Here is a 22,386-nt window from a genome sequence, read left to right on the forward strand (position 1 = left end):
ATGGCCGTGCAGGACATCATGGCGACCTGGGTCGGGGCGACCGCCAAGCAGATCGCCCGGGGCGTACGCCGGGGTGACGTGTCGGCCACTCAGGTCGTCGCCGACCACCTTGAGTACATCTCCGTGGCCGACCGTGAGCTGGCCGCGTTCCGCGCCGTCCGCGGCGGCGAGGCGATCACCGAGGCGGAGAAGGTCGATGAGCAGGAGGACCTCGCCAACCTGCCACTGGCCGGGGTGCCGGTGGCGGTCAAGGAGAACACTCCGGTCGCCGGTCTGCCCACCTGGAACGGGTCGGCGGCGGCACGCAGCGACGTCGCGGAGGCCGACCACGAGGTGGTGCGCCGGTTACGCGGCGCCGGCGCGGTGATCCTCGGTGTGACCCGGATGCCGGAGTTGGGGCTGTGGGCGGTCACCGACGACGACAACGCAGTGACCCGCAATCCGTGGGACACCACGCGTACCCCCGGCGGGTCCTCCGGTGGCGCGGCCGCCGCGGTGGCCGCCGGGCTGGTGCCGATCGCGCACGCCAACGACGGCCTCGGCTCGATCCGGATCCCGGCGGCCTGTTGCGGGCTGGTCGGGCTCAAGCCGGGTCGGGGCGTGGTCCCCTGCCAGCTCGGCGCGGACGACTGGTTCGGCCTCACCGAGCACGGCATGTTGACGAGCACCGTCGCCGACGCGGCGGTGGGCTTCTCGGTGCTCGCCGGCCGGCGTCCCGAGAAGCTGGTTCCGCCGCAACGGTTGCGGGTGGGTGTCTCGCTGCGCTCGCCGGTGCGGGGCGTCGCGCCGGACGCGCCCAACCGGGACGCGGTCGCCGCCGCCGGTCGGCTCCTCGCCGCCGCCGGGCACGACACGGTGCCGGCCGATCCGGTCTACCCCACCGCGCTGGGCCTACAGGGCATCGCCACCTGGCTCGCCGCCGCCGCCACCGACGTGCGGGCCGCCGGGTTGGACCGCCGGGGCCTGCAACGGCGCACCCGCCGGCACGTCGCGTTGGGCGAGTGGGCGCACCGTCGCGGCTACGTGCGGGAGGCGGACCGGGCCGCGTGGCGGCAACGGTCCGTCGACTTCTTCACCGACCACTCGGTCGACCTGCTGCTCACCCCGGCGCTGGCCAGCGCGCCACCGGAGGCGGCACGCTGGTCCGACCGGTCCTGGCGGGCGAACATGACAGCCAACATCCGGTACGCCCCGTACGCCGCGCCGTGGAACATCGCCGGTCTGCCGGCGATCGTGGTGCCGGTCGGCCGTCGTCCGGACGGTCTGCCGGTCGCCGTGCAGATCGTCGGCCCGCCCGGCTCGGAGCTGCTGCTGCTCGGTGTGGCCGGCCAGTTCGAGATGGCCGCACCGTGGGCGCGGCATGCCCCCGGTTACCCGCGGGTCGGTCTCGGGGCCCCGGAGGTCCAGTCCCGAGGCTGATCCACCCCCGGTTCCTTGAAGACGCGCTGTCGAGGCGCAGTTGATGCCCCGGTATCAGAGATGTCGAGTCGATCAACGTCGTCCACGCCGGTGTCGCCGCGGAAGGCTCCGGGGACGGGTGGCACGATCGGGGCATGACGGAACTGGTCGGTCTCGACGACGTGCGGGCTGCACGGGAACTGCTCGCCGGTGTCATCCGGACGACCCCGCTGGAGCCCTCCCGTCCGCTCAGCGCGGCGCTGGGCGGGCCGACCTGGCTCAAGTGCGAGAACGTGCAGCGTGCCGGCTCGTACAAGGTGCGCGGCGCGTACGTGCGGATCTCCCGGTTGTCGGCGGCGGAGCGGGAGCGGGGCGTGGTCGCGGCGAGCGCGGGCAACCACGCGCAGGGCGTGGCCCTCGCCGCGGGCCTGGTCGGCACGCACGCCACCGTCTTCATGCCGGTCAACGCGCCGCTGCCGAAGGTGGCCGCCACCAAGGGGTACGGCGCGCAGGTCGAGTTCGCCGGCAACACCGTCGACGAGTCACTGATCGCCGCGCACACCTACGCCGAGCGCACCGGAGCGGTGCTGATCCACCCGTTCGACCACCCGGACGTGATCGCCGGCCAGGGCACTGTGGCGTTGGAGATCCTCGAACAGTGTCCGGACGTGAAGACGATCATCACCGGGGTCGGTGGCGGCGGCCTCATCTCGGGCATGGCGGTCGCCGCGAAGGCGCTGCGACCGGACGTCCGGATCATCGGCGTCCAGGCGGCCGGTGCGGCGGCGTTTCCGCCCTCGCTGGTGGCCGGGGAGCCGGTCCGTCTGCCGGCGTTCTTCACCATCGCCGACGGCATCGCTGTCGGTCGGCCCGGCGAGATCACCTTCAACCACGTGCGCAAGCTCGTCGACGAGATCGTCACGGTCTCCGAGGAGGACATCTCCCGGGCCCTGTTGATGCTGCTGGAGCGCGGCAAGCAGGTGGTCGAGCCGGCCGGGGCGGTCGGCGTCGCCGCGCTGCTGGCCGGCGTGGTCGAGGTGGAGACCCCGGTGGTCGCGGTGCTCTCCGGCGGCAACATCGACCCGCTGCTGATGCTCCGGGTGATCGAGCACGGTCTGGCCGCCGCGGGCCGCTACCTGCGGGTGACGGTGCGCTGCTCGGACCGGCCGGGACAACTCGCGTCGCTGCTCAGTCAGATCGCCGAGCACCGGGCCAACGTGGTGGACGTGGAGCACCAGCGCGCCAACCCGCACCTCAGCCTCGGCGAGGTGGAGGTGGCGCTGTCGGTGGAGACCCGGGGCGTGGAGCACTCGGACACGCTGATCAGCGCACTGCGGGCCAGCGGCTACCAGGTGGTCTTCGCCGCCGAGGCGTGACACCGGGTGGGTGCCACGCCTCGGGGCGGTGCGTCTGGGCCTGCGGTGGAGTCGGCGACGTCAGCCGGAGAAGGGCTCGAAGCTGACCACTGTCACCTTGATGTCGGCGCCGCTGGGGGCCGTGTAGGTGCAGGTCTGCCCGGGCCGGCCGCCGAGGATCGCCTTGCCGAGCGCGGACTCGGGGCTGTAGACGGTCAGGTCGGTGGTGGCCGCGATCTCCCGCGAGCCGAGCAGGAAGGTCTCGGTGTCGGCGGTGTCGTCGTCGAAGTAGATCGTCACGACCATGCCGGGCGACACCGCGTCCGCGGTGGGCGCCTCGCCGACCTTCGCGGTGCGCAGCAGCTCCTGCAGGTAGCGGATGCGGCCCTCGGCCTTGCCCTGCTCCTCGCGGGCGGCGTGGTAGCCGCCGTTCTCGCGCAGGTCGCCCTCCTCGCGCCGAGCGTTGATCTCGGCGGCGATCGCCGGACGGTTGGCGATGTGCTCGTCGAGCTCGGCCTGGAGGCGGTCGTACGCGTCCTGGGACAGCCAGGTGGCGGGCGCCTCGTTGCCAGTGGACACAGGCGTTCTCCTCAGTTGTGCGTGGCTGGCTGACAGGTGAGTTACCAAGTTACCAGTGCGGTACGACACAGCGTGTCGGCCATTACCGCGGGTGTCCGGATCCGACACCCCGGGTAGGCGCCCCCCGAGGCTTGCCGGTGAGGCTGTTGTGGCAGCTCAGGCCGGGGGTCGGCAGCGCAGAACCTCGCCGATGAACGGCCGCGCGGTGGTGGTCAGGCGGTGCCGGCTCGTGACGTGCCGGTCGCCCGGCCGGGCGGTGACGGTGATCTGGTCCCGGGCCACCTCGGCGCCCGCGCGGTCCCGGGCACGCAGCACGCAGACCGCCGAGCCGCCCGCCGGCACTGTCACCCGAAAGTCGACAAGCACCTGGTTGTCCGTGATGTCGGTGTAAGTGATGACCTGGGCGTCGTAGACCGGGTCGCCGTACTGGCGGTAGAGCCGCACCGAGATCACGGTCAGCGTCGCCACGAGCGCCAGCAGCACCAGCGCCGCGAGCAGGTTGCGACGGCGTTCGCCGCCCGGCGTTCGCCGACGGCCGTAGCGTCCGGCGGGAAAAACCGGAGCGCCGGGTGAAATTGTGGCGTGCGTCTCGGTCACCGGCGGGTATCTCCTGGCGTTGTTGTCGGCGGCATCGGCAAGAATGACAGAGTCCATCCTCCCACCCGGTCCAGCGGCAGGAATGGCAGGTCATGCTCTGCGGTGCTGGCCGGCGACAGGGTGCGGTGAGCAACGATCCCGGCAGGACTGCCGGTCGAGCCCGGTCGGGTCCACCGGCCGGCACAGACGAGGAGTGCCGAAGTTGGCAGAGCAGCTGCGACTCATGGCCGTGCACGCGCACCCGGACGACGAGTCGAGCAAGGGTGCGGCGACCATGGCCAAGTACGTCGCCGAGGGCGTTGACGTCCTGGTCGTGACGTGCACCGGCGGGGAGCGCGGCAGCGTGCTCAACCCCAAGCTCGACCGTCCCGACGTCTGGGCCAACATCGGCGAGATCCGCCGCGCCGAGATGGACGCCGCCCGGGCGATCCTCGGCGTCGAGCAGGCCTGGCTCGGCTTCGTCGACTCCGGGCTGCCCGAGGGCGACCCGCTGCCGCCGCTGCCGGAGGGCTGTTTCGCCCTGCAGGACGTCGAGGTGGCCGCCGGCCCACTGGTGCGGCTGATGCGCGAGTTCCGTCCGCACGTGGTGACCACGTACGACGAGGAGGGCGGCTACCCGCACCCCGACCACATCATGTGCCACAAGGTGAGCGTGGCCGCGTTCGAGGCCGCCGGTGACCCGGAGCGCTACCCGGAGCTGGGTGCGCCCTGGCAGCCGCTGAAGCTGTACTACGACATCGGCTTCTCCAAGGCCAAGATCATGGCGCTGCACGAGGGCATGCTGGCCGCGGGCAAGGAGTCGCCCTACGAGGAGTGGCTCACGCGCTGGGAGGACCGGCCCGACAAGGGCCCACGGATCACCACCCGGGTGGAGTGCTCCGAGTTCTTCCCCGTCCGCGACGACGCGCTGCGCGCGCACGCCACCCAGGTCGACCCGGACGGCTTCTGGTTCCACGTGCCGATGGAGATGCAGCGCCGCGCCTGGCCGACGGAGGACTTCGAGCTGGCCCGGTCGATGGTCGACAGCCCGCTGCCCGAGTCCGATCTCTTCGCGGGGGTGCGGGAGACGGCGCACGCACGCTGATTCCGGGCGGGGCTACCCTGGTTACCAACCGCACATCGGAGGAACGCCATGCTGACCGCTGCCCAGGTGCTCGCGGAGAACAACTTCGGAGACACCCGCACGGGTGGTCTGGCCGGGCCGATGGGCCTCTTCCTCATCCTGCTGCTGGCCGCCGCGACCATCCTGCTGATCCGCAACATGAACGCGCGGCTGCGCCGCCTGCCGGACCGGTTCCCGCAGCAGGCGAGGCCGACCGACCCGACCAGGGCCGACGCTTCAGTCGTCGATCCGACAGACGGGACCGGGGGGCATGATTCATCCACTGCCGGCCCCAATGGGCACCAGCAGCACCGGAACGGGTAGCCAGCGCGTGAATCACGCCGAACCGGGTGGTCGCCCCCTGTTGCGACCACCCGGTTTGGCTTAGCCTTCCGCCGGGGGACCAAAAGTCTCCGAGCCGTGTGCGGAAGGGGGCGCCGATGACCAGCACAGCACCGGCCGCCCGCCGTATCGTCGGTCGGTCGGCTGACGGGGGAGGTCGATGACCTCCGGTCCGGCCGGCGACTCGTTCGACCGGCTCGGGGTGCGGGGCACACCGGGCCGCCTGCTCGTGCTCACCGCCGCCGTCACCCTGACCGCCCTGGTCGCCTCCGCGGTCGGGTTGACCCTTCCCGCCAGGCTGCCGGCCGACGATCCCCTCGGCGGGCCGGCCCGATTCGGCATCGCGGTCGCCGTCCTCGCTCTCGCCCAGCTCGCCCGGCTGCGGTTCCGGTCGGCCCCGGGCATGGTCAGCATCACCTGGGGCGAGGCGGCGTTGATCGTCTGCCTCCATCTGACGCCAGCCGGCTGGCTGCCGTCCGCCACGCTGCTCGGCACCGGTATCGCCTGGACGATGCTCTCACTGCACACCGACCGCCGTCCCGCCCTGGAGATCGTCCGGATCGCCGCGTCGCTGGCCGCCGCGACGGCACTTGCCGTCTCCGTGGCCACCGCGCTCGGGCGGCCGTTGCTCGCCCCGCCCACCCCGATGCTGGCGTTGGCCGTGATCGCCGGGTCGGTGACCTACCTCCTGGTGACCGCCTGGCTGGGCGGGGTGACGTTGGGCCTGCGGCACGGGCTGCCGATCGGGCCGCCGCTGTTCGCCGCGCTGCGCGGCAAGCTGCTGATGTTCGTCGGCAACGTCGCGGTCGGCCTCGTGGTCGTCGCCCTGCTGAAACTCGACCCACGGTGGTTGCTGTTGCTCCCGCCGCTGCTGTGGCTGCTGCAACAGACCTACCGCTACCGGCTGCGCTCCGACCAGGAGCACCGCACCTGGCGAGCGTTCGCCGAAGCCACAGCGGCCCTCAACCAGCTCGACGAACGGGGTGTGGCCAGCGCGGCGGTCACCGGGGCGCTGACGCTGTTCAACGCCGAACTTGTGGACGTCGACGTGGCGCGGACCGACGGCCGGTGGCACCGGTACCGGGGAGACGCCACCGGCCAGTTCATCGACCGGGAGACGGACCCACCCGACCGGTCCGAGCCGGACGAGCACGAGCTGAGCCGGGCACTGTCGGTCGGTGCCGCCCCGGTCGGCCGGCTGCGGGTCCGGTTCCCCCGCTCCGCCCCACCGAACGCCCGGGAACGCGACGCGGTGGCCGCGTTCGGTGACGCTCTGGCCGCCGCGCTGCACGACGCCGCGACCCACCGGGAGCTGCGGCTGGTCACCGCCCGTTCGTCGTACGAGGCGGTGCACGACCCGCTCACGGGGCTGGCGAACCGGGCGGCGATGCTCGACAAGGGCGACCAGTCGCTGCGCCAACTCGCGCACGATCACCCGGTGGCGCTGCTGCTGCTGGACATCAACCAGTTCAAGGAAGTCAACGACACCCTCGGTCACGCCGCCGGCGACCAGCTGCTGCGACTGACCGCGAACCGGCTCAGCGCGCTGGCCCGCCCCGGCGACCTGCTCGGCCGTCTCGGCGGCGACGAGTTCGCGCTGCTGCTCACCGCGGTGCCCGTGCTCGGCGACCGGGCCGCCCCGATGGCCCACGCCCTGCGTCAGGCCCGCGAGATCGCCGAACGACTGGCCGCGCCGACCGAGGTGGCCGGCGTCCGGATGTCGATCGAGGTCTCCGTCGGGGTGGTGGTGGCCGACGCCGGCACCGCCGACCTGACCGAGTTGCTGCGCCGGGCCGACATCGCCATGTACCAGGCCAAGGAGGGCGGCGGCAACGTCGCCGCGTACGACGGCACCCGGGACGCGGCCAGCACCGATCAGCTGGCCCTGCTGGCCGAGCTGCGCGAGGCGCTGAAGGTCGACGACCAGCTGGTGCTGGCGTTGCAACCGGCTGTCGACCTGGCCACCGGCGCGCCGACCGGGGTGGAGGCGCTGATCCGCTGGCAGCATCCCCGGCGTGGGTGGCTGAGCCCGGCCGACTTCATCCGTCCTGTGGAAAACAGCGAGCAGCTCGGCACCTTCACCCGCTACGTGCTGGACAAGGCCCTCGGCGTGGCCGCCGGTTGGGCCCGGGAGGGGCTCGACGTCCCGATCTCGGTCAACCTGTCGGCGCGCAGCCTGCTCGACCCGCGGTTGCCGGCGGAGATCGCCGAGGCGCTGCGCCGCCATCAGGTGCCACCGCGCCGGCTCGTCCTGGAGATCACCGAGACGGTGGTGATGAGTGAGCTGGAGATCATCGACGAGGTGCTGGCCAACCTCCGGTCGATGGGCGTGCAGCTCGCCGTCGACGACTTCGGCACCGGCTTCTCGTCGCTGACGTTCCTCACCCGGATCGCTGTGGACGAGCTGAAGGTGGACCGCTCCTTCGTGATCCGGATGGCGGACTCGCCGGAGGCCGCCGCGATCGTCCGGACGACAGTGGGGCTCGCCCACGAGTTGGGGCTGCGCGTGGTCGCCGAAGGGGTGGAGACCGCCGAGCAGCGGCTGGCCCTGGCCGAGTTGGGTTGCACCTCCGCGCAGGGCTACCACTTCTTCAAGCCGATGCCGGCCGACAAGATCGGCGCGGTGCTCGGGTCGCTGCGCGACTCGGCGGAGTCGAACGTGTTCCGGCTTCGCGCCGACGGCGCCTCCTGACCGTTCCCGGCCCGGCGGTCCCCGACGCTGCCGTGTCGCCGGCCACCGGGCAGCGGACCGTCCGGTGGAGCCCGCGCGGTCCGCGCCGGGGCTGGTTATGGTCGTGTGCGTGAACCGACTCGTCGACGCCACCAGCCCGTACCTGCTCCAGCACGCCGACAACCCGGTCGACTGGTGGCCCTGGACCGAGGAGGCGTTCGCCGAGGCGAAGCGACGGGACGTCCCGGTGCTCATCTCGGTGGGCTACGCGGCCTGTCACTGGTGTCACGTGATGGCCCACGAGTCGTTCGAGAACGAGCAGGTCGCCGCCCTGTTGAACGACAACTTCGTGTCGATCAAGGTGGATCGCGAGGAGCGCCCGGACGTGGACGCGGTCTACATGACGGCGACCCAGGCGATGACCGGCCAGGGCGGCTGGCCGATGACCGTCTTCGCCGCCCCGGACGGCACCCCGTTCTTCTGCGGCACCTACTTCCCGCGACCGAACTTCCTCCAGCTGCTCCAGTCGGTCACCACCGCGTGGCGGGACCAGCGCGAGGAGGTGATGCGCCAGGGCGCCGCGGTGGTCGAGGCGATCGGTGGCGCGCAGGCCGTGGGCGGTGCCACCGCCCCGCTGGACGTGCCGCTGCTCGACGCCGCGGCCGGCAGGCTGGCCAGCGAGTACGACGCGACGAACGGCGGCTTCGGCGGCGCCCCGAAGTTCCCACCGCACATGAACCTGCTCTTCCTGCTGCGCCACCACCAGCGCACCGGCGACCCGCGCAGCCTGGAGATCACCCGGCACACCGCCGAGGCGATGGCCCGTGGTGGCATCTACGACCAGCTCGCCGGCGGCTTCGCCCGCTACTCGGTGGACGCGCACTGGACGGTGCCGCACTTCGAGAAGATGCTCTACGACAACGCGTTGCTGCTGCGGCTCTACACCCAGCTGTGGCGGCTCACCGGTGACCCGCTGGCCCGGCGGGTGGCGCGCGACACCGCCCGCTTCCTCGCCGACGAGCTGCACCGGCCGGGGGAGGGCTTCGCGTCCGCGCTGGACGCCGACACCGAGGGCGTCGAGGGGCTCACCTACGCCTGGACACCCGCACAGCTCCTGGAGGCGCTGGGCGAGGAGGACGGCAGGTTCGCCGCCGACCTGTTCACGGTGACCGACGAGGGCACCTTTGAGCACGGCATGAGCGTGCTCAGGCTGGCCCGGGACGTCGACGACGCCGCCCCCGAGGTCCGGGCCCGCTGGCAGCAGGTGGTCGGGCGACTGCTCACCGCCCGGGACACCCGCCCCCAGCCGGCCCGCGACGACAAGGTGGTGGCCGCCTGGAACGGCCTGGCGATCACCGCCATCGTCGAGTTCCTCCAGGTGGCCGCGTTGTACGCGGCTCCGCAGGACGAGGACGCCAACCTGATGGAGGGCGTGACCATCGTCGCCGACGGTGCGATGCGCGACGCCGCCGAGCACCTGGCCACAGTGCACCTGGTCGACGGCCGGCTGCGCCGGGTCTCCCGGGACGGCAGGGTCGGCGAGCCGGCCGGCGTCCTGGAGGACTACGGCTGTGTGGCCGAGGCGTTCTGCGCGCTGCACCAGCTCACCGGCGAGGGTCGCTGGCTGACGCTGGCCGGCGAGCTGCTGGACACCGCGTTGGCGCGCTTCGCCGCGCCCGGTGGCGCCTTCTACGACACCGCCGACGACGCCGAACGGCTGGTGGCCCGACCCGCTGACCCGACCGACAACGCCACCCCGTCCGGCCGGTCGGCGTTGGTCGCCGCTCTGGTGGCGTACTCGGCGCTGACCGGGGAGACGCGCTACCGGGAGGCCGCCGAGGCGGCGCTCGCCACTGTCGCGCCGATCGTCGGGCAGCACCCCCGGTTCACCGGGTACGCGGCAATGGTCGGTGAGGCGTTGCTCTCCGGGCCGTACGAGATCGCCGTGGTGACCGACGACCCGGCGGGCGATCCCCTGGTGGCCGCGGCCCGACGGCACGCCCCGCCCGGCGCGGTGGTCGTCGCCGGACAACCGGACCAGCCCGGGGTGCCGCTGCTCGCGGACCGTCCGCTTGTCGACGGGGCGTCCGCCGCGTACGTCTGCCGGGGGTTCGTCTGCCAGCGGCCGGTCACCTCCGTCGAGGAGCTGGTCGCCGAGCTGGGCTGAGCGCACGGCCACGCCCGGTAGTCGCCCGCGCTGCGGGCGTCGGGCGTGGCCCGGCCGGCGGTGGCAGGGTCGCCGGCCCTCCGGGTGGGCCGGTCGGCGGCCCGGATAGGCTGGCCGCGCTATGGATTCCCGTACCGGTCTGCCTGTTGTCGGCATGGTGGGTGGTGGCCAGTTGGCCCGGATGACCCACCAGGCCGCGATCGCCCTCGGCCAGTCACTGCGTGTGCTCGCGACCGCCCCGGACGACGGCGCGGCGCTTGTCGCCGCCGACGTCCAGTACGGCGACCACACCGACCTGGCCGCCCTGCGCACCTTCGCCAAGGGCTGCGACGTCGTCACCTTCGACCACGAGCATGTGCCCTCGGAGCACATCCGCACGCTGGCGGCGGAAGGGGTGACCCTCTACCCGCCGGCGGACGCGCTGCTGCACGCCCAGGACAAGCAGGTCATGCGGGAACGCCTGACCGAGCTGGGCGCGCCCAATCCGCTGTGGCGTCCCGTCGGCGAGCCCGCCGACCTTGTTGGTTTCGGCGAGCAGGTCGGCTGGCCGGTGGTGCTCAAGGCGGCGCGCGGCGGCTACGACGGCCGGGGCGTCTGGATGGTCGACGACGCCACCCAGGCCACCGAACTGGCAGCCACGCTGCTCGCCGGCGGCACCCGGCTGATCGTCGAGGAGCGGGTGCCGTTGCGCCGGGAGCTGGCCGTGCAGGTCGCCCGGTCGCCGTTCGGTCAGGTGGCCGCGTACCCGGTGGTGGAGACGGTGCAGCGCGACGGCATCAACGTGGAGGTGCTGGCCCCGGCGCCCGGTCTGGACGAGGAGCTGGCGGTCTCCGCCCAGCAACTCGCCATCGACCTGGCCACCGCGCTCGGGGTGATCGGTCTGCTGGCGGTGGAGCTGTTCGAGGTACGCGATGGGGCGGGCCGGCCGGCGATCGTGGTCAACGAGCTGGCGATGCGCCCGCACAACTCCGGGCACTGGACCATCGAGGGTTCCCGCACCTCACAGTTCGAGCAGCACCTGCGGGCGGTGCTGGACTACCCGATGGGCGACACCTCGCTCACCGCGCCGGTGGTGGTCATGGCGAACGTGCTGGGCGGCGAGCCGGGCGGCATCTCGGTCGACGAGCGGCTGCACCACCTCTTCGCCGCCGAGCCAGGCGCCAAGGTGCACCTCTACGGCAAGCAGGTGCGGCCCGGCCGGAAGGTCGGGCACGTCACGGTGCTCGGCGACGACCTGGACGACGTACGGGCGCGCGCCGCGCGGGCTGCCCGCTGGCTGCGCGAGGGGCACGAGTGACCCCCTCGGGCGAGAAGGAGACCCCGGTGAGCACTGTCGGGTTGATCATGGGCAGCGACTCGGACTGGCCGACCATGCGGGCCGCCGCCGAGGCGCTTGACGACTTCGGCGTGGCGTACGAGGTGCGGGTCATCTCGGCGCACCGCACTCCGGTCGCCATGATCGAGTACGGTCGCGCCGCCGCCGACCGGGGCCTCAAGGTGATCATCGCCGGGGCTGGTGGCGCCGCCGCGCTGCCGGGCATGGTCGCCTCGGTGACGCCGCTGCCGGTGATCGGTGTGCCGGTGCCGCTGAAGCACCTCGACGGCATGGACTCGTTGCTGTCCATCGTGCAGATGCCGGCCGGGGTCCCGGTCGCCACCGTGTCGATCGGCAACGCCCGCAACGCGGGCCTGCTCGCCGTGCGGATCCTCGGCGCCTCCGACGAGGGGTTGCGCGCCAGGATGGCGGCCTATCAGCGGGACCTGGAGAAGCTTGTGGCAGAGAAGGAAGCCGCCCTCCAGGCAAACCTCCGGTAACGCACCGGTTCGGGTAGTTACCCATCCTGGCTTGAGCTGTGCCCGGCGCACGGCGGTGACCGTCGGTCACCTCTGCGAGGGGCGGATGCGGTAGTCAGCGATATACCTGAGAGTCATATTCATACCTCTGAGGTATACCGCTCACCAGCAGATCGAGATGGCGGACTGCCACATCGGATGGGCGAGCGCCGTTCGCCGCGTCCGCAGCCCCGTCCTGGGTGACGGCGCCTACTCGTCTAGGGGCGCTGCTCCGGTTTGTGGGGCGGGTGGAAGCGCCGGTGCACCACCGGGACGAACAGCAGAACCAGAGTGACTATCGCCGCACCGACGAGCAGGGGTGGCCCCAGCGCGTCTGCAACGCGAACCCAGGCCGGCGCCGATGCGTGCTGCGGCGGCCCGGTGAAGGGGCCCGGATCGTTGACGAACGTCAGACCGCAGCAGAGCGCGAGCGGAGCGGCCAGGATGCAGGTCGTCACATGTGCCCACGTGCGGCCCCAGAGGAGCCCCACAATGGACAGGAGCAAGCCAGCCACGGTCAGGGCGGACGCCGTCAAGGCCACCTGGTTGACGACTTGGATGCCGAGGTCTGCCAGGCCGTTCTGGTTGGCGGCCTCGTCCGGGCGCACGTAGTACACCGTGTCGTAGTTCGTCAGGTCATAGATGATCGTCGCAGCGTTGACCGTGAGGGCGAGTGCCAGCAGCCCGGCCGCTGCTGCCGGTGCGAGCAGAGGCCACCGCGACGTCGATCTCACGGTAGGTCTCGTCGGTCAGATGTTTTCTCGAAGATCACTCGGCGGACCCTACCCAGCATCCCGGCACAGGAGGGTGCCGGTTCAGCGATGCGGAGCAGGTAGGTCTCATCTCATGCCGCGTAGTGCGGTCTGTAGGCGTTCCTGAGCCCGGCGTCGGCGTTCGTTGCTCGCACCGAGCACGAGGAGCAGGATGCCCACCGGGATGAGCGCCAGCCACGGGCCGAGGCTGACCAGCGCGTGGATCGCGGCGATCGCGGTGACCGACGCGCCGACGATCACCGGGGCCTGCTGCCGACTGGACGAGCCGAAGATCAACACTGCGACCGCGCCGAGTAGCAGCAGCATCTGCCGCACCGTGCTGGACTCGGTGGCCAGCACGATGGCCAGGGTCGGCACGAAGGCGGTGACAAGCGCCGGCCCGTACGCCACCCAACTGCTCAGGTCCGGTCGGTGGCGCAGCTCCAGGACCCCGACGAGTAGGGCCAGCGCGGCGAACGGCAGCGTGTACGCCTCGGGCAGCGCCACGTCGGCGACCCGCATCAGGATCCACCAGGCGGTGATCTCGCAGACCACCACGGCCCAGAACAGGATCCGGCGTTCCACCGGCCGGCGGCCGGGCCGGGTCGCCGCCACGCCGAGGACCGCGCCCCAGGCGGCCAGCAGGGCGGCGATGTGTCGGGGCGAGTCGAAGGCGAGGGCGAGGGCGATCAACGCGGCGGCGTATCCGGTCCATTCCACTGTGGACGCTTCCCGTTGCGCCTCGGGACGGCGCAGACGGGGCAGGGTCGCGGCGAGCACCTGGAGGACCGCCCCGACCGCGAGCACCCCGAACGCGGACCAGACCGCGGCCAGCCCGGCGACCAGGCCGGCGGTGAGAACGAAGAGCTGCGCCATGAGTGAGGCGAAGAGCCAGCCGAGGATGCGCGCCCGCTGGGTGGTGCCGAACAGCGCCGCCACCGCGCCCACCCCGACACCGCTGCCCAGGGTGAACAGGGTCAGCTGCCGGTCGGCGAGGCTGCCGGCGAGCCCGGCGCTGCCACCGGCCAGACCGATGGCGAACACCAGCACCCGGGCCAGCCGCAGCGAGCGGGCCCGTTCGGCAAGCGGCGGCGGTGGGGTCAGCGCGAGCCCGAGCATCGCGATGGTGAAGACGGCGAGCGCGGCGGCGGTGCTGGCGGGCCAGCCCCAGCCCAACGCGATGGGTGCGATCAGCAGGGTGACGGCCGCCCCGGGCAGCACCACCGGCACGGCCCGGGAGCGCCGCCCGCCGCTGAACCCGGTGGCGGCCAGCGCGGCGGTCGCGGTGAGCAGCAGCGCCGTCAGCACGTGCGTCGGATTGACCACGTCCGACGGCGGGTTGAGCAGCTCCGGCGGCGGGCCTTGCCAGATCCGGGTCAGGGTGCGGTGCGGCTCGACAAGTGCCGCGACCAGCGCCGGTGCGATCGAGGCGAGGGCCAGGGCGGTCGGTAGGGCCGCCGCGGCCAGTGCGCCCGCGGCCGGGTTGACCCGCCACCGGCGTCGTTCCGGGTCGTCCGGGAGTCGTCGGAGCGCGCCGTCGAGGCGTACCGCCCAGCGCCGGACCGGCTGGGCCGAGCCGGTGGGCGGAACGGTGGCCGCTCGGATCAGCTCGGCCAGCACGCCGAGCAGGGCGGCGGCGGCCGCGTAGACGCCCGCCGGGAGGCCGGTGGGGATGGCGGCGAGGGCGCTGATGCTGGCCCCGCCGACCACCGCGACGCTGACCCAGGGCAGATATTGCGGCACCTGCCGGCGGACCGCCGCCACGGCGGCCAGGCCGAGGCTGGACGCGGCCAGCGCGGCGGTCAGCACCACCTGCGCCGAGTTCTCGAATTCGGCGGCCAGTGCCGCCACCGCGCCGGGGAGGGCCAGCAGCGCGGCGCCGATCGCCGCGCCACCGATCTGCACCAGGTGCGGTGGCATCCCCTCGGTCTCGATGTCGGTCACCTGCGGGCCGGCCAGGACGCGTGCCAGCGCCGCCACCACCACGCCGATCAGCGCGATGCTGCCCAGGGCCAGCGCCGTCGTCCAGGGCCGGACCAGGCCGGCTCCGGCGGCGTGCAGCGCGACGACCCCGGCCACTGTCGCCCGGGACAACCCGGCGCGCGCCTCCTCGCTGGCCACCGCGGCCATGCCGAACACGGTGGCGACCATTCCGCCGACCAGGACCGGCGACCACCAGGCCAGATCGAACGCGGCCGGCGCGCCGATCGTGGCGAGCACCACGGCCCCGCCGGCCACGTCCCACCGCCAGGGCGGCGGGAGCAGGATGCCGGCGGCGAGGGCCAACAGCGCCAGCGCGACCGGCGCCTGCCAGGTGGCCCCACCGACGGGTGAGGCCGGCCAGCCGCTCAGGTCGCCCTGCCAGATCGGGCCGGGGGTGGCCAGCACGCCGACCCCACCGCGTACCGCCGACCAGCCGGCGAGGACGCCGATGAGGAGACCGCCGGCGGCGAGGCCGAGGATCGGTCCGCGTCGCCACTCCTCGGGCATGGTGCGTGCTCCCACGGCGACCACCAGGACCAGGGCGGCGGCCATCGCCAACTGCCCGCCCGGGGCGAGCACCGCCCCGATCCGCACAAGCGTGGCGATGAGGGCGGTGGTGACCGCTGCGGCGGCCAGGTCCGAGCCGTCGAGGGTGAGGTCGGCGCGCCGGCCGGCGTCGATGGAGGGGGCCAGGAACAGCAGCACCGCGGCGACGAGCAGTAACGCGCCCACCCAGGCGTCGGCGACTGTCGCGCCGGGCGCTCCGAACGCGGCGGCGGTGACAAGCAGCGCGCCCAGCCCGGTGCCGACCGACAGCGGTGCGGGGATGCGGCGCTGGGAGACCTGCACGACGGCGGCGTAGCCGAGGGTCACGCAGACCGCCAGGAAGCTGGCCGCCAGGACCGGAACCGTCACCTCCCGGAGGCTGGCCGGGGTGGGGGTCGGGTCGGTGGGCACGGTGGCGGCCACGAACGCGGCCACCGCCCCGGGCAGCGCGAACGCCGCACCTCCGGCGGCCCAGGCGGTGACCGTGTCGGAGGCGGCCGAGGCGATCCGGATCCGGGGCGCCAGCGCGACAAGCGTGCCGGCCGTGAACAGGGCGAGCAGGACCGCGGCGGTGAGTGTGGGCCGCGACAGGCTGGCACCGGCGCCGAGCAGGCCGACCACGGCCGCCCCGATGGCGTGCGCCGCAGCGGCTCGGTCGGTGCGGGCGGAGAGCCCGATGACCCCGATGCCGATCGCCGTGATCACCATCGGCCAGGGCGCCGCGGCCCAACCGAGACCGAGCGAGGCCGGTACGGCGAGCGCGGTCAACGCCGCGCCGGCGACAGCGAACTCCCGGCGGATCTCGGTGGGCAGGGCCAGCACCGCCGCGATGGTGAGCAGGAAGGCGGCAGCCGCGAGCTGCCAGGTGGTCGGGCCGACCGCGGCGGCCAGTTCGGCCGGGTACCGGTCGAGGTCGGCGCCCCAGGCGGGCAGTGCCGCCCGGACCGGCGCCACCCCGGCGCGCAGCGCGCCGCCGGCGACCACCAGCCCGCTGACGGTCAGCGCCACCGCCGAGGCAAGCTGCGGGCCACGTCGGGCCGCCTCGGGAACCGCGCGCACGGCCAGCCCGGTGACAGTGATGACCGCCGCGATCAGCAGCAGCGCCCGGCCCGGGAAGGCCACCGAGGCGATGCGACTCAGCGCCCCGATCACGGACAGCGTGACGATGCCGGCCGCGACGTCGGGCAGCGGCGGGCGGCGCAGCACCAGCGCGCCGGCCAGCCCGATCGCGGCGGCCAGCAGCAGCACCACCCCGGCGCCGGTCGCGGTCGGCACGGTCTGCGCCCGGAGCAGGGCGGTGACCGCGTACGCCAGGGCGAGCGCGACCGCCACCGCGTGCAGCAGCCAGGTCAGCTCGCCCAGCCCGGGAACCGGACGGGCCGGCCGGGTGTCGGCGGAACCCGCGCTGGCGTCGATCAGCTCGGCGGCCTCCTCCGGGTCGCCCTCCGGTCGGGCCTCGGCGCCGCGCTGGCGGGGCGTTGACGTGGTGCCCGGCGGTGGCACGTCCTGCCGGACGGGGCGTTCCAGGGCCACGCCGGAGCGGGCCAGCCAGAGGTCGAGAAGGGCGACCAGGGCCAGCACCAGCGCCCAGCCGCCCGGTCCGGTGATCTGGTCGTACGCCAACAGCGGCAGCACCGGCTGCGCGGCGAGCACTGTGGCGAAGCGGGGTGCGCGCAGACCGGTCCAGCCGGCGTACCCGAATGCGACAGCGGCGGTGACCGCGAAGAGCACCCCGGCGAAGACAGTGCCGGAGATGCCGCCGGCGCCGATCCGGTCCACGGCCCAGAGGGCGTTGCCGGCGAGCGGCACCAGCAGCAGGCCGACCGCGGCGATGGTCTCGGCGGTGGAGGTGAGCCCTCGCCGGGCCAGCGCCGGTGGGGCGAGCAGCATCAGCGCCGTGGCCAGGAGCAGGATGCCGAGCCGGGCCAGTGCGTCCATCGAGCTGGTGGCGACGGCGGCGAAGACCACGGCGGCCACCGCGAGCAGCAGCGCGCCCAGCCCGAGCGGGATGTTCTGCACCTCCCGCGACGAGGCCTCCGGCGGGTGCGCCGGGTCGTCCGCGTCCAGCCAGCTTGGCCCCGGCGGGGGTGGCGGCGGGTCGTCGGGGGTGAACGGGGTGCCCTGGCGGGGGACCTGGGGCGGCGCTGAGGCGGTGGCGGTCGGTGGCCGCCGGCCGGGGCGGCGGCGCAGCACCCGGCGGGGCCGGGTGGCCTGCTTGAGTCGCTCCTCACCGGCGTGGGCGAGGATGTCCCGCTGGAAGAGCGCGGCCTGCATCTTCGCGGCGATCTGCCGCTGCTCGCGGGCGATGGCGGCGTCGCGCGCCTTCATCTCCGCGATCGAACGCTCGATGTCCGCCAGGTGCTCGACCCACTGCGGCTGGTCCGCCCCGCAGTGTGGGCAGTGGACGGCCGGCTTGATCTCCCGGCCGCACGAGGAGCATTGAAAGTTCGCCACGACACCCCTCCACCCGCACTGTGGACTCCCACTGTCGCAGCATGCCCAAAGCTGGCCCGGATTTCGACTCTTGTCGGCGGGTCCGGGGCAAACAACGACACCGGCCGGCCATCGAGAAGCTCGATGACCGGCCGGCGGGGTGGTCCGATCAGGGGCGGCCCATGCCCCGGTACTCCCAGCCGGCCTGGGTCCAGAGCGCCGAGTCGAGGCAGTTCCGACCGTCGACTACCTTGCGACCGTTGACCAACTCGCCGAGCGCGACCGGGTCGGCGTTGCGGAAGTCGGCCCACTCGGTGAGGACGCAGACCAGGTCGGCGCCGGTGACCGCCTCGTTGATGCCGGTCTCGTAGGTCAGCTCGGGCACCGCGCGGCGGGCGTTCTCGGTGCCCTGCGGGTCGTACACGTGCACCTCGGCGCCGGCCTTGTGCAGCAGCGCGGCGACGGCGAGCGCCGGAGCGTCGCGGACGTCGTCGGTGTTGGGCTTGAAGGTCGCGCCGAGCACGGCGATCCGGGTGCCGGAGAAGTCCGGGCCGGCCGGACCGGAGCGGCGGCCGAGCAGGTCCGAGGCGAGGTGCAGCACCCGGGTACGACGGCGCAGGTTGATCAGGTCGACCTCGTGCAGGAAGCGCAGCGCCTCGCCGGCGCCCAGCTCCTGGGCGCGGGCCTGGAAGGCCCGGATGTCCTTCGGCAGGCAGGCGCCGCCGAAGCCGAGGCCGGCCTGGAGGAACCGGTTGCCGATCCGTGGGTCGTAGCCGATCGCGCGGGCGAGTTGGGTGACGTCGCCACCGGAGGCCTCGCAGACCTCGGCCATCGCGTTGATGAAGGAGATCTTGGTGGCCAGGAAGGCGTTCGCGGCGACCTTGACCAGCTCGGCGGTGGCGAAGTCGGTGACCACCAGGGGCACCTCGCGGTCCTCGGTGGCGGCCAGGTCGAACACGCCCTTGTGCGCGGCGTAGAGCATGCCGTTGGCCCACTCGCTCTTCACGCCGACCACGATCCGGTTGGGGCGCAGGACGTCGTCGACGGCGAAGCCCTCCTGGAGGAACTCGGGGCTCCACGCCACCTCGACGCCCAGGTCGTGGGGGGTGTGCTTGCCCACCAACTGCTCCACCCAGTCGGCGGTGCCGACCGGCACGGTGGACTTGCCGACGATCAGCGCCTTGCGGGTGAGGTGCTGCGCGAGGCTGGTGACCGACGCCTCGACGTACGACAGGTCGGCGCCCATCCCGTCGGCCCGCTGCGGGGTGCCGACGCAGATGAAGTGCACGTCACCGAAATCGGCGGCCTCGGCGATGTCGGTGCTGAACCGGAGGCGGCCGGCGGCGAGGTTGCGCCGCAGCAGCTCGTCCAGGCCGGGCTCGTGGATCGGCACCTGACCGGCGTTCAGCATCGCGATCTTGTCGGCGTCGACGTCGAATCCGAGCACGTCGTAGCCCAGTTCGGCGTAGCAGATGGCGTACGTCGCACCGAGGTAACCAGTCCCCAGGAACGTCACCCGCGGCCGAGGCGCGCCCGAGGGCGGGGTCACCGCGGCGATGGCGGGGGTCGGCTGGATGGTGGGGTAGGGGATCGTCACGCCTGTCTTCTCCGCTCGCACTGGCGGCGCGTCGTCGCGTCGCATTCTGCTGCGGCGCCTGGCGGGGCACCGGAGGGGTGGCTCACTGTTGTCCTCCATCATTGCCCAGCGGCGTGGGTGCACCCTCATGCCCATACCTACGCGCCGGTAACATCACCTGAACTGCAGTCGCTAGTCTTCAGTCTGCGCGGTCGGCGGTCAGGAGTCGTCACAGACTGCGCATGATAGCGGTGAAGGGGAGGGGCCCAACATGGCCGCAGGCGAGTTGTTCGACGTCTACCGGTTGCCCGACGAGCACGAGGCGATCCGGGAGGCGGTGCGTGCGGTCTGCGCGGCGAAGGTCGCCCCGAACGCCGCCGAGGCCGACGAGACCGGCGAGTTCCCCAAGGCGTCCTACGACGCGCTGCGGGCCGCCGACTTCCACGCCCCGCACATCCCCGAGGAGTACGGCGGCGCGGGCGCGGACGCGCTGGCCACCGCCATCGTGATCGAGGAGGTGGCCCGTGCCTGCGCGTCCTCCTCGCTGATCCCGGCGGTGAACAAGCTCGGCACGATGCCGCTGTTGTTGTCCGGTTCCGAGGACCTCAAGCGCCGCTACCTGACGCCGGTCGCGGCCGGTGACGCCATGTTCTCGTACTGCCTCTCCGAGCCGGAGGCGGGCAGCGACGCCGCGTCGATGACCACCCGGGCCGTGCGTGACGGGGATCACTGGGTGCTCAACGGCGTGAAGCGGTGGATCACCAACGCGGGCGTCTCCGAGTTCTACACCGTCTTCGCCGTCACCGACCCGGCTGCCCGCTCCCGGGGCATCTCCGCCTTCGTTGTGGAGAAGGCCGACGCCGGGGTGAGCTTCGGCGCACCGGAGAAGAAGCTCGGCATCAAGGGCTCGCCGACCCGCGAGGTCTACCTCGACAACGTGCGGATCCCCGCCGACCGGATGATCGGCGCGGAGGGCACCGGCTTCGCCACCGCGATGAAGACCCTGGACCACACCCGGGTCACCATCGCCGCCCAGGCCGTCGGGATCGCGCAGGGCGCGCTCGACTACGCCAAGGGGTACGTGGCCGAGCGCCGCCAGTTCGGCAAGGCGGTCGCGGAGTTCCAGGGCATCCAGTTCATGCTCGCCGACATGGGCATGAAGCTGGAGGCGGCCCGGCAGCTCACGTACGCGGCTGCCGGAAAGTCGGAGCGCGGCGACGCCGATCTCACCTACTTCGGCGCGGCGGCCAAGTGCTTCGCCTCGGACGCCGCCATGGAGATCACCACGGACGCGGTGCAGCTGCTCGGCGGTTACGGCTACACGCGGGACTACCCCGTCGAGCGGATGATGCGCGACGCCAAGATCACCCAGATCTACGAGGGCACGAACCAGGTGCAGCGGATCGTCATGGCGAGGCAGCTGCTGAAGGACTGAGCGGCGGTGTCCGCGCAGCGTGCGGCCCGAGGGGGAGAAGCCATGATTCCGCGGAGAATTCCACCGCTCGGGTTCAGACTGCTTTATCACCTCCGCAGGGCGTACTGGCGGATCGTCAAGCCGACCACCCATGGCGTGCAGGCGTTGATCATCCACCCGGTCGACTCCGACCGAGTGCTTCTCGTCCGGCACAGCTACGGCGACCAGTCCCGGTGGCGCCTGCCGGGCGGCGGATACCGACCGGCCCGGGAGACCCCGGAGCAGGCGGCCAGGCGGGAGTGCGTCGAGGAGCTGGGCGTCGAGCTGACGCCGCTCGCCCTCGTGCTGGAGGAGCACCTGACCACCAGCGGCGGCAAACCGGGCCACCTGAAGATCGTCCGCCTGCACGCCGTCTCGGAGGAGGTGTCGCCGAACGGCGAGATCGCCGAGGCCCGCTGGACAGCAGCCGACCTCACGGACCTACCTGGCGACCCGTTTGTCACTTCGTGGGTGCACTCGGCCCTGGAGGCGCACGCACAGGCCCGGTAGCGGCCCCCACGGCCGGGGTCTCGACCGGAGCACGCCCTCGTCGTCACCCGGCGGCGAGCTGTCGCATCAGCACCGCGTACCCGCGTCCCGATTCGGCGAAGCCGAGCCCCCGGTACAGCGCCAGAGCCGGGTGGTTGGTGTCGCTCACCTGGAGTCGTACCCGGCGGAAGCCCGATGATCGGGCCTGGTGCAGGGCCCGCACGATCATCGCGGTGGCCAGGCCACGGCGGCGCCAGGGCGGCCGGGTGCCGAGGCAGTGCAACACCGCGGTCGGCTCGTCCGCGCTCTCGTCGGCAAGCGCGAAGAGGAAGGCCGCGACCGGGTTGTCGGCTCGGTCCACCTCGGCGAGCAGCAGGCAGGAGAGGTCGGGCAGGAATCGCGGGTGTGCGATGGCGTGTTGCGGCCACGTGCGCTGGTCCGGCCGGACCGCCGCCTGGCTTTCCGCGTAGGCCTCGTTGTGGGCCAGCCGGGCGAGTTCCTCGTAACGCTCGTCGACGGGCTCCAGCACCAGACCGGGCGGCAACCCCACGGCGGGCGACAACTCCGGCGCCGCCAGGACGAGGTCGCGTTCGTGCCGGACCAGCGAGAAGCCGTCCTCGATCAGCAGCCGTCGCCAGGCCTCGTCGTTCTCGGCGCACCGGGTGCCGAGGACGGCCGCCGGTGCCGTTCCGTCGGCCCGCCGCAACTGCTCCGCCCGTTCGATGAGCCACCGGTGCAGCTCCACGCGGACGTCGTCCGACAGTTCGGGGTGGGCCACGGCGGTCAGCCGGTGCCGGCGTACGCCATCGGCCTCCCCCATGTCAGCGACCTCCGCATACGCGGCGACGGCTCCGTCGTCAGCTACGCCGACGAGGGTGTGCCGAGCAAGGTCGGGCCCGAGAGTCGCCAGCCGCAGGTGGACGCTCTCGGGGCGTTGATCAAGGCCGACGGGCGCGCTCGCCTCGGCCCGTCGAAAGAGGGCCGCCAGCGGCACCGCATCGTCCAGGGTGGCCGAAATCCAATTGAGGATCTTCATCGAAGGCATCCTATCCAGGCAGTGCTCAGGATGGGATCGACAGCAGGCCATCGATTGAACGCCCGAGGACATCG

General features: G+C 72.8%; 16 protein-coding genes. 10 read left to right on the forward strand and 6 right to left on the reverse strand.

Annotation, left to right across the window (positions count from 1 at the left end; all coding sequences use genetic code 11):
- A complete protein-coding gene (locus tag ACQPWW_RS05145; protein ID WP_433129631.1) occupies window positions 1–1,419 on the forward strand; it encodes an amidase in 1,419 nt (472 codons plus the stop codon).
- 134 nt (window positions 1,420–1,553) lie between these two features.
- Window positions 1,554–2,774 carry a threonine ammonia-lyase gene (gene ilvA / locus ACQPWW_RS05150; RefSeq protein WP_433129633.1) on the forward strand — a complete coding sequence of 407 codons (1,221 nt, stop codon included), beginning with the start codon at window positions 1,554–1,556 and terminating at the stop codon, window positions 2,772–2,774.
- A gap of 60 nt (window positions 2,775–2,834) precedes the next feature.
- Here the strand turns inward: ilvA and greA are convergent, their stop codons facing one another.
- Together greA and ACQPWW_RS05160 are read right to left on the reverse strand one after the other, a co-directional pair.
- Complete coding sequence (greA, locus tag ACQPWW_RS05155; protein ID WP_433129635.1) at window positions 2,835–3,332, reverse strand: transcription elongation factor GreA; 498 nt, start codon at window positions 3,330–3,332, stop codon at window positions 2,835–2,837.
- A 156-nt stretch (window positions 3,333–3,488) separates the two neighbouring features.
- The gene (locus tag ACQPWW_RS05160) at window positions 3,489–3,929 is read right to left on the reverse strand and encodes a DUF4307 domain-containing protein (protein ID WP_433134154.1); all 441 of its coding nucleotides are present in this window, start codon (window positions 3,927–3,929) and stop codon (window positions 3,489–3,491) included.
- 202 nt (window positions 3,930–4,131) lie between these two features.
- Here ACQPWW_RS05160 and mca point away from each other — a divergent pair, with 202 nt between their 5' ends.
- The 6 genes from mca to purE all read left to right on the forward strand — a co-directional run bounded on the left by mca (window position 4,132) and on the right by purE (window position 12,026).
- On the forward strand, window positions 4,132–5,013 hold the full coding sequence (gene mca, locus ACQPWW_RS05165) for a mycothiol conjugate amidase Mca (protein WP_433129637.1): 882 nt from the start codon (window positions 4,132–4,134) through the stop codon (window positions 5,011–5,013).
- A 48-nt stretch (window positions 5,014–5,061) separates the two neighbouring features.
- Complete coding sequence (locus tag ACQPWW_RS05170) at window positions 5,062–5,355, forward strand: hypothetical protein (protein ID WP_433129639.1); 294 nt, start codon at window positions 5,062–5,064, stop codon at window positions 5,353–5,355.
- A gap of 178 nt (window positions 5,356–5,533) precedes the next feature.
- Entirely contained in the window at window positions 5,534–8,065 is a 2,532-nt protein-coding gene (locus tag ACQPWW_RS05175) for a putative bifunctional diguanylate cyclase/phosphodiesterase (protein WP_433129642.1), read from the forward strand.
- Window positions 8,066–8,174: 109 nt separating this feature from the next.
- The gene (locus tag ACQPWW_RS05180) at window positions 8,175–10,211 is read left to right on the forward strand and encodes a thioredoxin domain-containing protein (RefSeq protein WP_433129644.1); all 2,037 of its coding nucleotides are present in this window, start codon (window positions 8,175–8,177) and stop codon (window positions 10,209–10,211) included.
- A 121-nt stretch (window positions 10,212–10,332) separates the two neighbouring features.
- A complete protein-coding gene (locus ACQPWW_RS05185) occupies window positions 10,333–11,508 on the forward strand; it encodes a 5-(carboxyamino)imidazole ribonucleotide synthase (protein ID WP_433129646.1) in 1,176 nt (391 codons plus the stop codon).
- 26 nt (window positions 11,509–11,534) lie between these two features.
- Window positions 11,535–12,026 (forward strand): 5-(carboxyamino)imidazole ribonucleotide mutase, encoded by a 492-nt coding sequence (gene purE, locus ACQPWW_RS05190; RefSeq protein ID WP_433129648.1) that lies wholly within the window; start codon window positions 11,535–11,537, stop codon window positions 12,024–12,026.
- A 236-nt stretch (window positions 12,027–12,262) separates the two neighbouring features.
- Here the strand turns inward: purE and ACQPWW_RS05195 are convergent, their stop codons facing one another.
- From ACQPWW_RS05195 to ACQPWW_RS05205, 3 genes are all read right to left on the reverse strand, one after another.
- Complete coding sequence (locus tag ACQPWW_RS05195; RefSeq protein ID WP_433129650.1) at window positions 12,263–12,778, reverse strand: hypothetical protein; 516 nt, start codon at window positions 12,776–12,778, stop codon at window positions 12,263–12,265.
- 105 nt (window positions 12,779–12,883) lie between these two features.
- Window positions 12,884–17,779, reverse strand: a complete 4,896-nt coding sequence (locus ACQPWW_RS05200) for an SCO7613 C-terminal domain-containing membrane protein (protein WP_433129652.1) — start codon at window positions 17,777–17,779, stop codon at window positions 12,884–12,886.
- Window positions 17,780–17,927: 148 nt separating this feature from the next.
- Window positions 17,928–19,355 (reverse strand): UDP-glucose dehydrogenase family protein, encoded by a 1,428-nt coding sequence (locus ACQPWW_RS05205; protein ID WP_433129654.1) that lies wholly within the window; start codon window positions 19,353–19,355, stop codon window positions 17,928–17,930.
- Between the two features lie 250 nt (window positions 19,356–19,605).
- On the opposite strand from ACQPWW_RS05205, the gene ACQPWW_RS05210 reads away from it, so the two are divergent.
- Both ACQPWW_RS05210 and ACQPWW_RS05215 read left to right on the forward strand, forming a co-directional pair.
- Window positions 19,606–20,769: an acyl-CoA dehydrogenase family protein gene (locus ACQPWW_RS05210; protein WP_433129656.1), complete on the forward strand. Its 1,164-nt coding sequence runs from the start codon at window positions 19,606–19,608 to the stop codon at window positions 20,767–20,769.
- A gap of 42 nt (window positions 20,770–20,811) precedes the next feature.
- Window positions 20,812–21,297: an NUDIX domain-containing protein gene (locus tag ACQPWW_RS05215; RefSeq protein ID WP_433129658.1), complete on the forward strand. Its 486-nt coding sequence runs from the start codon at window positions 20,812–20,814 to the stop codon at window positions 21,295–21,297.
- A 43-nt stretch (window positions 21,298–21,340) separates the two neighbouring features.
- Here the strand turns inward: ACQPWW_RS05215 and ACQPWW_RS05220 are convergent, their stop codons facing one another.
- Window positions 21,341–22,312 carry a GNAT family N-acetyltransferase gene (locus ACQPWW_RS05220; RefSeq protein ID WP_433129660.1) on the reverse strand — a complete coding sequence of 324 codons (972 nt, stop codon included), beginning with the start codon at window positions 22,310–22,312 and terminating at the stop codon, window positions 21,341–21,343.
- Window positions 22,313–22,386 lie beyond the last annotated feature (74 nt).

It is taken from the genome of Micromonospora sp. CA-240977 (genome assembly GCF_050942285.1).
Lineage (GTDB): Bacteria > Actinomycetota > Actinomycetes > Mycobacteriales > Micromonosporaceae > Micromonospora.

Excerpts from the sequence above, each read along its gene's own strand:
- ACQPWW_RS05145 (WP_433129631.1), top strand. The coding sequence starts at position 1 with ATGGCCGTGCAGGACATCATGGCGACCTGGGTCGGGGCGACCGCCAAG.
- ACQPWW_RS05185 (WP_433129646.1), top strand. The coding sequence starts at position 10,333 with ATGGATTCCCGTACCGGTCTGCCTGTTGTCGGCATGGTGGGTGGTGGC.
- ACQPWW_RS05170 (WP_433129639.1), top strand. The coding sequence starts at position 5,062 with ATGCTGACCGCTGCCCAGGTGCTCGCGGAGAACAACTTCGGAGACACC.
- ACQPWW_RS05175 (WP_433129642.1), top strand. The coding sequence starts at position 5,534 with ATGACCTCCGGTCCGGCCGGCGACTCGTTCGACCGGCTCGGGGTGCGG.
- ACQPWW_RS05215 (WP_433129658.1), top strand. The coding sequence starts at position 20,812 with ATGATTCCGCGGAGAATTCCACCGCTCGGGTTCAGACTGCTTTATCAC.
- ACQPWW_RS05210 (WP_433129656.1), top strand. The coding sequence starts at position 19,606 with ATGGCCGCAGGCGAGTTGTTCGACGTCTACCGGTTGCCCGACGAGCAC.
- ilvA (WP_433129633.1), top strand. The coding sequence starts at position 1,554 with ATGACGGAACTGGTCGGTCTCGACGACGTGCGGGCTGCACGGGAACTG.
- ACQPWW_RS05220 (WP_433129660.1), bottom strand. The coding sequence starts at position 22,312 with ATGAAGATCCTCAATTGGATTTCGGCCACCCTGGACGATGCGGTGCCG.